At 42.7% G+C, this 12,840-nt stretch carries 14 protein-coding genes; 1 reads left to right on the top strand and 13 read right to left on the bottom strand.

Annotated elements, in window-relative coordinates:
• Positions 1–15 precede the first annotated feature (15 nt).
• Genes lpdA through gcvT form a run of 5 tightly spaced genes read right to left on the bottom strand, consistent with a single transcriptional unit; the run spans position 16 to position 5,736 of the window.
• Positions 16–1,431, bottom strand: a complete 1,416-nt coding sequence (gene lpdA, locus AC4PHB_RS01525) for a dihydrolipoyl dehydrogenase (protein WP_492136906.1) — start codon at positions 1,429–1,431, stop codon at positions 16–18.
• Between the two features lie 9 nt (positions 1,432–1,440).
• Positions 1,441–2,895, bottom strand: a complete 1,455-nt coding sequence (gene gcvPB / locus AC4PHB_RS01520; protein ID WP_492136905.1) for an aminomethyl-transferring glycine dehydrogenase subunit GcvPB — start codon at positions 2,893–2,895, stop codon at positions 1,441–1,443.
• A complete protein-coding gene (gene gcvPA, locus AC4PHB_RS01515; protein WP_492136904.1) occupies positions 2,895–4,238 on the bottom strand; it encodes an aminomethyl-transferring glycine dehydrogenase subunit GcvPA in 1,344 nt (447 codons plus the stop codon). Before gcvPA ends, gcvPB begins: the two co-directional genes overlap by 1 nt.
• Position 4,239: 1 nt before the next feature.
• Positions 4,240–4,623: a glycine cleavage system protein GcvH gene (gcvH, locus tag AC4PHB_RS01510; protein WP_492136903.1), complete on the bottom strand. Its 384-nt coding sequence runs from the start codon at positions 4,621–4,623 to the stop codon at positions 4,240–4,242.
• Between the two features lie 12 nt (positions 4,624–4,635).
• A complete protein-coding gene (gcvT, locus tag AC4PHB_RS01505; protein ID WP_492136902.1) occupies positions 4,636–5,736 on the bottom strand; it encodes a glycine cleavage system aminomethyltransferase GcvT in 1,101 nt (366 codons plus the stop codon).
• A gap of 154 nt (positions 5,737–5,890) precedes the next feature.
• Between gcvT and AC4PHB_RS01500 the strand changes: the two genes are divergently transcribed.
• Positions 5,891–7,015, top strand: a complete 1,125-nt coding sequence (locus AC4PHB_RS01500; RefSeq protein WP_492136901.1) for an aldo/keto reductase — start codon at positions 5,891–5,893, stop codon at positions 7,013–7,015.
• Positions 7,016–7,163: 148 nt separating this feature from the next.
• On the opposite strand, the gene rpsI is transcribed toward AC4PHB_RS01500, so the two are convergent.
• From rpsI to AC4PHB_RS01460, 8 genes are all read right to left on the bottom strand, one after another.
• Positions 7,164–7,556: a 30S ribosomal protein S9 gene (rpsI, locus tag AC4PHB_RS01495; protein WP_333686582.1), complete on the bottom strand. Its 393-nt coding sequence runs from the start codon at positions 7,554–7,556 to the stop codon at positions 7,164–7,166.
• A gap of 24 nt (positions 7,557–7,580) precedes the next feature.
• Entirely contained in the window at positions 7,581–8,009 is a 429-nt protein-coding gene (gene rplM / locus AC4PHB_RS01490; protein ID WP_492136900.1) for a 50S ribosomal protein L13, read from the bottom strand.
• A gap of 114 nt (positions 8,010–8,123) precedes the next feature.
• Positions 8,124–8,861 (bottom strand): tRNA pseudouridine(38-40) synthase TruA, encoded by a 738-nt coding sequence (gene truA, locus AC4PHB_RS01485; protein WP_492136899.1) that lies wholly within the window; start codon positions 8,859–8,861, stop codon positions 8,124–8,126.
• Between the two features lie 4 nt (positions 8,862–8,865).
• A complete protein-coding gene (locus AC4PHB_RS01480) occupies positions 8,866–9,666 on the bottom strand; it encodes an energy-coupling factor transporter transmembrane component T family protein (protein WP_492136898.1) in 801 nt (266 codons plus the stop codon).
• The gene (locus AC4PHB_RS01475; protein WP_492136897.1) at positions 9,659–10,522 is read right to left on the bottom strand and encodes an energy-coupling factor transporter ATPase; all 864 of its coding nucleotides are present in this window, start codon (positions 10,520–10,522) and stop codon (positions 9,659–9,661) included. The genes AC4PHB_RS01480 and AC4PHB_RS01475 overlap by 8 nt, the downstream gene beginning before the upstream one ends.
• Positions 10,519–11,340 carry an energy-coupling factor transporter ATPase gene (locus AC4PHB_RS01470; protein WP_492137733.1) on the bottom strand — a complete coding sequence of 274 codons (822 nt, stop codon included), beginning with the start codon at positions 11,338–11,340 and terminating at the stop codon, positions 10,519–10,521. The genes AC4PHB_RS01475 and AC4PHB_RS01470 overlap by 4 nt, the downstream gene beginning before the upstream one ends.
• Positions 11,341–11,492: 152 nt before the next feature.
• Complete coding sequence (gene rplQ, locus AC4PHB_RS01465; protein ID WP_128426429.1) at positions 11,493–11,834, bottom strand: 50S ribosomal protein L17; 342 nt, start codon at positions 11,832–11,834, stop codon at positions 11,493–11,495.
• 24 nt (positions 11,835–11,858) lie between these two features.
• Positions 11,859–12,806 carry a DNA-directed RNA polymerase subunit alpha gene (locus AC4PHB_RS01460; protein WP_492136896.1) on the bottom strand — a complete coding sequence of 316 codons (948 nt, stop codon included), beginning with the start codon at positions 12,804–12,806 and terminating at the stop codon, positions 11,859–11,861.
• Positions 12,807–12,840: the final 34 nt, after the last annotated feature.

Here is a 12,840-nt window from a genome sequence, read left to right as displayed (position 1 = left end):
CCCGCTGCTTCTCAATCAACCTCTTCTTTTCTTCTTCGGCGCTATATGGACAGCAGCCTCATCCAAACCCAATGCTGCCTCAAAAAAGGCCTCTGACAGGGTGGGATGTGCGTGGATGGTACGCTTGATCGCAGATACATCCATGTTGTTAGATATCGCCAGTGCACCCTCGTGTATCAGGTCATTGGCATGAGGTCCAATAATGTGTACCCCCAATATCCTGTTATCGTCATTGGATGCCAGTATTTTGATTATACCGTCTGTCTCCCCTAAGGAAAGAGCTTTCCCATTGGCAGAGAACATGAACTTGCTCGATCTGTAGTCAATTCCCTTTTCCTTCAACTGTTCCTCTGTGAATCCAACCTGAGCAACCTCAGTCATTGTGAATACGCATGCAGGCCAATGTTCGTGGTTTATATCAGGCTTGTGACCCATAATGGTTTCCACAACATACTCACCCTGTGATGATGCAACATGAGCCAGCTGGATCCCTTTAGAATTTACGTCACCAATAGCGTATATCCCTGGTACAGTAGTCTCATAGCTGTCGTTGACTTTAATACCTCGTCCTGAGAATTCAATTCCGACTCCCTCAAGGTTTAGTCCTTCAACCAATGGTGCTCTTCCAGATGCTATCAGCACATAATCACCAATTACTTCAATTTCCTCGTCCTTTTCCTTGTAGCGCGCTACCACCTTCAAACGATCACCCTCTTTGGTGATCTCCTTTGCCCTGATGTCAACATACGTTTCGATTCCCTGCTTTTTCAACATAGGAGTCAGTCTCTTGGCTATCTCCTTATCTCCATCCTTCAATATCCTTGAAGCCAGAAGTATTACATGAGAACCCAACTCCTTGTAAATGCTTGCAAATTCAAGCCCTATTACTCCACCGCCTACAACTATAAGTGTTTCAGGTATATGGTCCAGTTCAAGAAGATCATCAGAAGTTATAACGCCTGGAAGGTCTATACCTTTAGTCTCGGTCATCTGGGGATATGAGCCTGTGGCAATAATTACACTGTCAGCCTCTACTTCCGTTTCACCGCCACCATTAAGCTGAACGTTAATGGTGTTTTTATCCTTAAAGGATGCCTTACCCTGTATCAACTCAATATTTGGGTAAGACCCGATCAGCTTTTCAATCCCGCTGACCAGGTCGTTTACTACTCTGTTTTTTCTTTCCAGCAATGCTCTTCCATCAAGACTGTAGCCGTCTACCTTAATGCCAAACTCATGTGAATTCTTTAGATCTGACAATATCTGAGCATTACGGAAATAGGTTTTTGTTGGTATGCAGCCTCTGTTGAGACAAGTTCCCCCTATCTCCCTGCTCTCTATCAGGTAAACCTGGGCCTCCAGCTGAGCAGCCTTTATTGCAGCGACGTAGCCTCCCGGCCCGGCACCGATTATAGCAATTCTTTTTGTCAAACGGTACACCTACCCTTCATATTTGACGATTATATCACGGGCAGCCTTTACTTCGTTTGGTCTTCTTACAACTGTGTTGTGAGGTGCTGACTTGACCATCTCAGGATCTTCTTCTGCTTCCTTTGCTATAGTGATCATAGCTTGGATAAACTCATCCAGAGTCTCCTTGCTCTCAGTTTCAGTAGGCTCTATCATAAGCGCCTGATTGATAATAAGCGGGAAGTAGATAGTTGGTGGATGGTATCCCATATCCAGCAATCTCTTAGCAATATCCAAAGTAGTTACCTCGCTTAGAGTATCCTTTAAGCCGCCAAGAACAAATTCATGTTTGTATATAGTATCAATAGGCAGATGATAGTGATCCTTAAGCTGGCTCATAATATAGTTTGCGTTAAGAACAGCCATTTCGGAGGCTTTCTTAAGGCCATCACCACCCAAAGTCAGGATATAAGTGAAGGCTCTTACAAGAATACCAAAGTGTCCGTAGAAATCCTTTACCTTACCTATGGTGTTTGGATAGTCATAGTCGAAGAAGTACCTTTCACCATCCTTCTCAACCATAGGAACAGGAAGAAATTCAACAAGCGAATTTTTAACGCCTACAGGCCCTGATCCAGGTCCACCGCCTCCATGAGGAGTGGAGAAGGTCTTATGAAGGTTGAAGTGTACTACGTCAAAGCCCATATCTCCAGGTCTTGCATGACCCATTATTGCATTTGCGTTTGCACCGTCGTAGTATAACAGTCCACCAGCATCATGGACTATCTTAGCAATTTCTAGAATACCTTTGTCAAATATACCAAGTGTATTTGGATTTGTAAGCATCAAGCCTGCAGTATCCTCACCTACAGCTGCTCTTAGTGCGTCAAGGTCAACTAATCCATCCTTAGTGGACTTGATCTCAACTATTTTATAGCCAGCCATAGCTGCTGTTGCCGGGTTAGTTCCATGAGCTGAGTCTGGAACGATGATCTTATTTCTTCCAAGGTCTCCTCTTTTCTCATGGTAAGCCTTAATAAGCATTATCCCTGTAAGCTCGCCATGTGCACCTGCTGCTGGCTGCAGAGTCATCCTGTCCATTCCTGCTACCTCACACAAATACTTTTCAAGCTCATACAGCATTTGAAGTGATCCCTGTATGCAGTCCTCAGACTGATGGGGGTGAAGATTTGCAAAGCCATCAAATCTTGCGGTATCCTCGTTTATTTTTGGATTATATTTCATGGTACAGGAGCCTAGCGGATAAAAACCTGTGTCGACTCCATAGTTCTTATTGGATAAATTAGTGTAATGTCTGATGACATCAACCTCGGTTAACTCAGGAAGCTTAAGCTCCTCCTTACTGACGAATTCATCTGGAATAAGGCTGTCAAGCTCCTTGTCCTCCACATCAAGCGGCGGAAGCATATAAGCTTTTCTTCCTGGTTTGGAAAGTTCGAATATCAATTTATCGTAGTTTCTCATTATATCCCCTCCAATACGCCAGTCAGCCTATCAATTTCTTCTTTCGTTCTTTTCTCAGTGACCGCATATAGGATACCGCCCTTCATTTCTGGATACTCTTTGCCCAGGTCATAGCCACCTATCATATTCTCTGCTCTGAGGGCCTTATTGATATCCATCGGATCCTTTTCTGAAACCACTGCAAACTCCTTGAAGAATGGTTTGTCGAACATTGGCTTATATTTTCCCGACTTCGTCAGTTGCTCAAAAGCATAATGAGCCTTCTTGGTTGACTGCATAGCTACATCTCTTAAGCCTTCCTTACCGAGGGTAACCATATAGATCGTAGCAGCCAGAGAGTTTAATCCCTGGTTGGAGCAGATATTTGATGTCGCCTTTTCTCTTCTGATATGCTGTTCCCTAGCTGTTAAAGTAAGAACGAAGGATCTCTTCCCGTCGAGATCCTCAGTTTGTCCGACGATCCTGCCTGGGAGCTTTCTAATATAATCATTTTTCACTGCCATGAATCCAAGGTATGGTCCACCAAAGCTTACAGGTATACCCAATGATTGCCCTTCACCAACTACAACGTCAACTCCCAGATCTCCGGGCTTCTTTAAAATCCCAAGGGATATTGGATCTACTGACGCCACAAATGTAGTTTTCTTTCCTTTGTGAGCAACTTCCCCAAGTGCCTTCAGATCTTCGATTATACCAAAGAAGTTTGGACTCTGTACTATAACTGCAGCTGTATTGTCATTTATCAAACCTTCCAATGCGTCGATATCAGTAACTCCATCCTTGATATCAGCTTCAATTACCTTCAAATTTTGAACATGCGCATATGTGTGAAGGATCTTTCTAGCATCAGGCTTAACTGACTTGGATATTATGATCTCATCCTTCTTAGAGTATGCTGCTGCCATAAGCGCCGCTTCAACCACTGCTGTACCACCGTCGTACAATGATGCATTTGCAACATCCATTCCAGTAAGGTTACAGATCAAGGTCTGAAACTCAAATATATACTGAAGAGTCCCTTGGCTGATTTCAGGCTGATATGGTGTATAGGAAGTATAATACTCACTTCTTGATATTATATGGTTCACGATCGATGGAATATAGTGATCATAAGCCCCTGCACCCAGAAAGCTTGTCAGCTTAGTCATAGAACAGTTTTTGTCAGCCAGGTTCTTAAGATATGATACTACCTCCAACTCGCTCTTGGATTTGGGAATGTTCAATTCCCTGTCCAAGTGGACTTCTTTTGGGATATCCTCAAATAGCTGGTCTACGCTTTCAAGGCCTATGGCCTTAAGCATTTCCTGGATATCCTCAGGTGTATTGGGTATATATGGGTGCATATTATACCTCCTCAGCTAGAAACTTTTCGTAATCCTCACTTGTCATTAGTTCATCAAGCTCAGTCTTGTCAGCAAGCTCGATTTTTATCATCCAATTCTCAAAAGCATCAGCGTTTAGAAGTGCAGGATCATCTACAAGCTCCTCATTTACCTCCACTACCTTACCTCCAACTGGAAGATAAACGTCAGAAGCAGCCTTTACTGATTCAACAGCAGCAAATGCCTCTCCCTTTTCAAATTCATCATCAACCTCTGGAAGCTCAACATAAACAATATCTCCAAGATGATGTTGTGCATAGTCAGAAATCCCTACGAAAGCAAGATCTCCCTCAACCTTTACCCATTCATGATCCTTAGTGTAATGATATCCCTTTGCAACTTTCATATTTTAACCCTCCTATTTTTTCTTACTTAAGAACTTTTTACTAATAACCTTAGCCTTTGTAAACTTATTCCTGATCTTAACATCAATTTCAGTACCAAGCTCTGTAAACTCAGGCTTTACAAGAGCATTTCCGATGATCTTTCCAAGGGTTGGACTCATATAACCTGTTGTAACGTGTCCGATCTTCTCGCCATCCTTGTATATCTCATAGCCTTCTCTGGCTATTCCTCTATCGACCATCTCAAAGCCTACGAGTTTTCGTTTAAGCCCCTCACTCCATTGCTTGTTCAAAGCTTCTTTTCCGATGAAATCTGATTTCTTATCCAGCTTTACAAAATACTTGAAGCCAGCCTCAAGTGGAGAAATAGTATCATCAAACTCATGTCCGTATAGTGGTAATGAAGCCTCGAATCTAAGAGTATCTCTGCAGCCAAGACCACAAGGCATGATCTCTTCTTCCTTTCCTGCCTCGAGGATAGCATTCCAGACCTTGACTATCCCTGCATTGTCTGCATAGATCTCAAAACCGTCCTCACCGGTGTAGCCAGTCCTGGAAACCATGCAGTCCACACCTGCAATAGATACGTTTCTCTGCAGGAAGAAGAACTTGATTTGTGAAAGATCAAAATCGGTCAACTTTTGGAGAACCTTTTGTGCCAGTGGTCCTTGAATAGCTACCTCACCTACGGTGTCGGAAATGTTTACGACCTCAACATTGAAGTCTCCCTTGTTGTCAAGGATCCATTTATAGTCCTTGTCGGTGTTTGAAGCATTGACTACCAGGTAGATATCTTCTTCGCCCAATCTGTATACCAGAAGGTCATCAACGACTCCCCCGTCAGGATTGCAAAAATGTGTATAGATGATTTGGTTGTCGACCAGCGTGGTCACATCGTTCGAAACCAGGTAATCTACAAAGGCCAGAGCGTCTTTGCCCTTGACAGTGATTTCTCCCATATGGGATACATCAAATAATCCTACAGCATTTCTAACAGCCTGGTGCTCAGGAACTAATCCTTTGTACTCTACCGGTAAAAACCACCCGGCATAATCGACAACATTCCCCCCCAACTTGATGTGTTCTTCATAAAGCGGGGTTTTTTTTGCGTCCATTCAATCACTCCTTCCCATTTGTTGTGGTATAATTTCAATATGCTACACTAATTCTACCCCTTAAGGTCTCCTCTAAACTGAGAAACCTAAAAGATAAGCTAATTCAGTACTGTTGAGGGTAGTATGATTTCATTATACATAAGGAGGTTTTTATATGCAATACCATGAGATTACCAGTGAAAAGTTAAATGTTTCACTATTAGGCTACGGTTGTATGCGCTTTCCCGTGGTGGAAGGAGATAATTCGAGGATAGATTTTGAGGAAGCTGAAAAGCTTCTAAAGTATGCGATTCAGAATGGTGTAAACTACATAGATACCGCCTACCCCTATCATGGCGGAAAATCAGAGGATTTTGTGGGTCAGGTCCTGTCCCGCGGGTTGAGGGATAAGGTATATCTTGCTACCAAAAATCCAGTTTGGCTCGTCAAAGAATATGGTGACTTCATGAAGTATCTGGATGAACAGCTCGTTAATTTGCGAACAAATTACTTGGATTTTTACCTTCTACACTCTCTTGATAAGGACACATGGAAAAAAATAGTTGAGCTTGGGGTATTCGATTTCATCCATGAAGCGAAGTCCTCCGGAAAAATCAAGAAAATTGGATTCTCATTTCACGACGAGCTGCCGGTTTTCAAGGAAATTATTGATTCCTATGATTGGGACTTCTGCCAGATACAGCTTAATTACATGGATGTAGGCTACCAAGCAGGGCTTGAGGGCTTGAAATATGCTAAGAACAAGGGAATAGATGTTGTCGTAATGGAACCCCTGAAGGGAGGAAAGCTGGCAAATATTCCTCAAAACTCAAAGGAAGCTATTGGAAGAATTGCCCCTGGAAGGACTGCTGCAGAACTAGCCCTTAAATGGTTACAGCAGCAGGATGGTGTTAAGGTAGTTCTCAGCGGAATGTCCAGTATGGACCAAGTAGCAGAAAACATCAATATTTATTCTGACTATACACCATTAAATAAAACTGAGCTTGAGGCAGTAGATTTTCTTAAATCCTTTTTCGAGAGCAGGATAGCCGTCGGATGTACAGGATGCGAATACTGCCAACCCTGTAAAGTAGGGGTGCGAATCCCTGGAATATTTGATCTGTATAATAATCTTACAGTATATGAGACTGTAGATCAGTCAAAAGCTTCATACAAAGGCTATTTAGATAAAGGATCCTCTTCACTTTCTTGTGTTGAATGTGGAGAATGTGAAGCGATCTGTCCACAGCAGCTGCCGATCATCCGTCTGCTTAAGGATGCTCATAAAGCCTTGATATAAGCTCTGCCCTGGCCGCATTTAAGGCCAGGGCATTTGTTTTCCCACATTATCCACATTATCCACAATCCACAGTGGATAAATATGAAACAATTTCAAATATGCTTCATAACCTAAAAAATAAAAGCACCGGTTTTCCGGTGCTTCAAAATTATCTCTTGCTGAATTGTGGACTTCTTCTTGCTTTTTTAAGTCCATATTTCTTTCTTTCCTTCATTCTAGGATCTCTTGTAAGGTGCCCAGCCTTCTTAAGTAAAGGTCTCAGCTCTCCATCCGCCTGTAGAAGGGCTCTTGCGATTCCATGTCTAATAGCTCCTGCTTGACCTGTAAACCCGCCTCCATGTACGGTGACCTTTACATCGTACTTGTCCACGGTATCACTTATTGTCAAGGGCTCTTTAGCTATAACCTTAAGAGTTTCATAGTTGAAAAATTCGTCGATATCTCTTCCATTTATAGTCATCTTCCCGTTTCCAGGAATCAATCTAACTCTGGCAACTGATGTTTTTCTTCTTCCTGTTCCGATAAATTGTATTGCAGCCATTTACAGTCCTCCCTTCCTACCAGATTAAAATTCGTATACTTCTGGCTTCTGAGCTTCGTGTCCATGCTCAGTACCTCTGTATACCTTCAATTTCCTGTACATGCTTCTTCCAAGGCTGTTCTTTGGCAACATACCCTTTACTGCAAGCTCGATGATCTTCTCTGGATTCTTGACCATCAGATTTCTGTATGGAACCTGTCTCAATCCTCCGGGATATCCTGTATGGTAAGTGTAATTTTTTTGATCAAGCTTCTTTCCTGTCAATTTAACCTTGTCGGCATTGACGACGATTACGAAGTCACCTGTATCGACATGAGGTGTGTATATTGGTTTATTCTTTCCTCTCAGAATTGTAGCAATCTCAGTGGCCAGTCTACCTAATACTTTATTTTCAGCGTCGATTATATACCATTTTCTTTCGATTTCATTGGCTTTTGCCATGTAGCTTTTCATCTGTTTCCCTCCTTACAACAACTTTTGTCAAGGTGTTAATAAGAAGTTTCCGGGCTTCTTCTTACACACTCTTATATATTCTATTACAACCAAATTAGGTTGTCAACAACCTATTTACTCATAATAAACTTTTTCTAAAAATAAACCCTTTGCAGGCGCCGTATGCCCTGCACAGTTTCTGTCTCTTTGCTCCAGGATCCATGGGATTGAATCCTTGTCTCTCTGACCATTTCCTATCTCCACCAAGGTGCCGACCATTATTCTTACCATGTTTCTCATAAAGCTGTCACCATCGATCCAGATATCTACTAATTCTCCCTTTTGCCTGATATCTATCATGTTTATTTTTCTCAAAGTTGTTTTGGTCACACTCCTTCTCCCCTTGAATGACTTGAAGTCGTGACTGCCTATGAAGTGCTCTGCTGCACACCTCATAACGTCTATATCCAGTGGGTACTTGAAGTGATAGCAGAAGTTTCTAAGAGTCGGTCTTTCTACCTCGCCGGTATAGATCCGATACCTATATCGCTTATGGGTAGCACTGAACCTTGAGTGAAAGTTAAAATCTACCTCCTGTGATTCTACGACCTTAATATCATCCGGAAGCTCGTTATTCAGAGCAAACTTAAATTTATCACCCGGTATCGTGGAACAAGTATGAAAATTAGCGACCTGACCCAGTGCGTGCACACCCGCATCAGTTCTTCCGGAGCCCTTTACAGACACACTCTCTCCTGTTACTACAAGGATCGCTTCCTCGACCCTCTGCTGCACCGAAATGCCATTCTCCTGATATTGCCACCCGTTATATGCCGTCCCATCATACTCCAGTACCAGCTTGATGTTTCTCATTCGATCACCCCAGATATCTGGTCGCTATTAGTATCCCAAAAAAAGCTGTCATACTGGTTAGGACCACATAATCCCTGTTTTTAAAGCTAAGCTCATTAAGTCTTGTTCTGCCATCTCCACCTCTGTAGCATCTTGCTTCCATTGCAGTAGCAAGATCATCTGCTCTTCTGAAGGCATTTATGAATAATGGGACCAGCAGTGGGACAAGGTTTTTGGCTCTATTAAGGATATTGCCCGATTCAAAGTCAGCACCTCTTGCCATTTGAGCCTTCATTATCTTGTCGGTTTCCTCCAGAAGGGTCGGTATAAACCTAAGTGCTATGGTCATCATCATGGCAAGCTCATGTGCAGGCAAGCCTATCCTCTTAAAGGGTGATAAAAGCCTCTCTATGCCATCTGTAAGGGCAATTGGGGACGTTGTCAAGGTCAACAATGACGTTCCTGTGATGAGGAAAACAAGTCTTAAGGCCATAAACACAGATTGTCTTAGTCCCTCCTTGGTTACAGCAAGCGGCCCAAGTTCGAAAAGTACCTCTCCCTTAGTCATAAACAGGTTTATAGCAAAGGTGATCAGTATTATGAACATCAATGGCTTCAACCCTTTTAAAATAAATTTAACAGGGAGTTTCGCTGTTTTTATGACTGCAGCAATGAATAGAACTATTAAAATATAAGGATAGAACTTGGATATGAAGAAAAGGGATGCAATAAAAAGTGCCGTCACCACTATCTTGACTCTGGGATCAAGCTTGTGTATCAGTGACGTACCCGGGAAATATTGACCTATAGTGATATCTTTAAGCATCCTTCTTACCTCGCAAATATTTCAATATCTCAGCCTTGGCTTCTTCAACAGTGAGCACATCATCCTTGACATCATGTCCGGATGCCTTGAATTTCTTCATGAATTTTGTTATCTGAGGTATTCCCAGGCCCATACCTTCAAGCTCGTCAGACCTTCCGAATATCTCCCTTGGCGATCCATCCATGGACAGCTTTCCCCTATGCATAACAAATATCCTGTTAACCAGTCTGGCAATATCTTCCATGCTGTGGGAAACCAGGATTATCGTGATATTTTCTTTCTCATACAATGTCCTGATCTCATCGAGGATGTCATCTCTCCCCTTAGGGTCCAGCCCTGCGGTAGGCTCATCCAGAACAAGTACTTTTGGTCTCATCGCAACTACTCCAGCGATTGCTACCCTCCTCTTCTGCCCGCCCGACAGTTCAAAGGGGGATCTATCCTTCAGCTCTTCGAAGTCAAGTCCTACAAGCTCCATCGCATGTCTGACTCTTTCATCCACTTCTTCCTGAGACAACCCAAGGTTCTTCGGTCCGAAGGCTATATCCTTGTATATCGTCTCCTCGAATAGCTGATGCTCCGGGTATTGAAATACCAAGCCAACCTTCTGTCTAATATTTTTTAATTTCGTGCTTTTATCAGAAAGTCTGTCTCCATCGATTACAATTTCACCGGATGTTGGCTTCATAAGACCGTTTAGATGCTGAACCAGAGTAGATTTGCCCGATCCGGTATGACCTATTAGACCAATGAATTCTCCCTCTTCAATTCCAAGGCTCACATCGTCAAGCGCTTTTTTCTCAAAGGGAGTACCTGGATTATACACATAGCTAAGGTTCTTTATTTCAATTATCATAATATGTCCACCAGCTCCTCGACCGAGAGAATGTCATCTCTGAAGTCATAACCTTCTTTGTTCAGCTCATATACCAGCTCGGTTACCTGAGGTACATCCAAGCCCAGTGACTTTAGCTGATCTACATTTCTGAATATATCGTTTGGAGTCCCAAGCATTACAGCCTCGCCCTCATTCAATACAAGTATCCTGTCGGCCTCCACTGCTTCATCCATAAAATGCGTTATCAGTATTATAGTCTTGTTTTTCTCCTTGTTGAGTTTCTTAACTGTGTCCAATACCTCCTGACGCCCAACCGGATCAAGCATTGCAGTTGGTTCATCAAAAATGATACATTCAGGTTCCATTGCAAGTATACCGGCTATTGCCACCCTTTGCTTCTGTCCACCGGAAAGAAGATGAGGGGCATGACTTTTATACTCTGACATTTCTACCACCTCAAGAGCATCGTCTACCCTCCTGCGGATTTCAGCAGGGGGTATGCCAAGGTTTTCAGGTCCAAAGGCTACATCCTCTTCAACGATAGTCGCTACTATCTGGTTGTCAGGATTCTGAAACACCATCCCTGCGGTAGATCTTATTTCCCATATCCGGTTTTCATCTCTCGTGTTGATGCCATTTACAAAGACATCTCCCTTCGAAGGCAGGATAAGTCCATTGATCATCTTGGCAAGAGTTGATTTACCTGAGCCGTTATGACCAAGCACTGCAAGAAATTCACCTCTCTTGACCTCCAGACTTAGGTCCCTGACTGCCAGCTGGATGCTTTCATCAATATAGGAGCTATATTCATAGCTAACATTTTCAATTTTTATCATTATATCTTCGTTCATGACGCTACCTCAATCGATTATTCTGTTCCTTGTCCAATATACCATATGGATACCCTTATTTCAATTTTGGATTCATTGATTGAAAAAAGATGGTGAAAGCTAAAGGGACTAAGCATTTCAACTTAATCCCCCACAATTTACACTAATTCCAATATTGCCAGCTCTGCTCCATCTCCGCGGCGTGGACCAGCTTTGATGACTCTTGTATATCCGCCTTTTCTCTCGGCATACTTGGGAGCAATTTCATCAAAAAGTTTCTTTACTACATCCTCATCATATATAAAGGCCAATGCTTGTCTTCTTGCATGAAGATCTCCTCTCTTTCCAAGAGTGATCATCTTTTCGGCCATTCGCTTCGTTTCCTTTGCTCTTGTAACTGTGGTTTCTATTCTCTCTTCCCTAAGCAATGAAGTAACCTGGTTTCTAAGCATTGCTTTTCTGTGGGCAGTGGGACGACCCAGCTTTCTTAAAGTTGTCACATTAATCCCTCCTTCTTGCTATGATTACTCATCACTGCTCTTAAGACTCAGACCCAACTCAGCAAGCTTTCTCTGGACTTCCTCAAGGGATTTCTTACCCAGATTCCTTACCTTCATCATGTCGTCCTCAGTTTTCTGTGTGAGCTCCTCAACAGTGTTAATTGCTGCTCTCTTAAGGCAGTTATAGCTCCTTACTGACAAATCAAGCTCTTCGACTGTCATTTCAAGAACCTTTTCCTTCTTATCCTCTTCTTTTTCCACCATGATCTCTACATCGCCTACATGTTCAGTAAGACCGATGAATAGGTTAAGGTGCTCAGTAAGAATTTTTGCTCCCAAAGAAGTGGCTTCATCAGCGCTCATAGTACCATTGGTCCATACCTCGAGGACAAGCTTATCGTAGTCTGTTATTTGACCCACTCTTGTATTTTCCACGTGATAATTTACCTTTGTTACCGGAGTGAAGGATGAATCTACTGGAATTACTCCAACAGGCTGGCCGTCCTTCTTGTTCTTTTCGGCTATGGAATAGCCTCTTCCTCTAATTAACTCCAGCTCGATATAAAGCCTTCCATCCTCATTGACGGTTGCAATGTATTGATCCTTGTTTACTATTTCAACATCCATTCCAGTAGCGATGTCACCTGCTGTAACTACCTGTGGTCCTTCAGCATCTATGGTCATCGTTACAGGCTCTTCTGTGTACATTTTAGCAGCAATTTCCTTGATGTTGAGTATGATCTCAGGAACATCCTCAAGCACTCCGGGTATTGTTGCAAATTCATGCAACACTCCCTGGAACTTAACTGATGACACAGCAGCTCCGGGGAGAGATGATAATAGTACTCTCCTCAGTGAGTTGCCAAGAGTTGTTCCGTAACCTCTTTCAAGAGGCTCTACAACAAATTTCCCGTAGCTTCCATCTTCGCTTAGTTCGATGATTTCAATTCTGGGCTTTTCAATTTCAATCATTAATCATAACCCTCCTTGGCTTTTGGTTTTCTTA

The sequence above is a fragment of the Gudongella sp. QWL-04 genome, from assembly GCF_058683975.1.
Note: the sequence above shows the minus strand (reverse complement) of the source record. Positions and strands in the feature narration are given on the sequence as shown.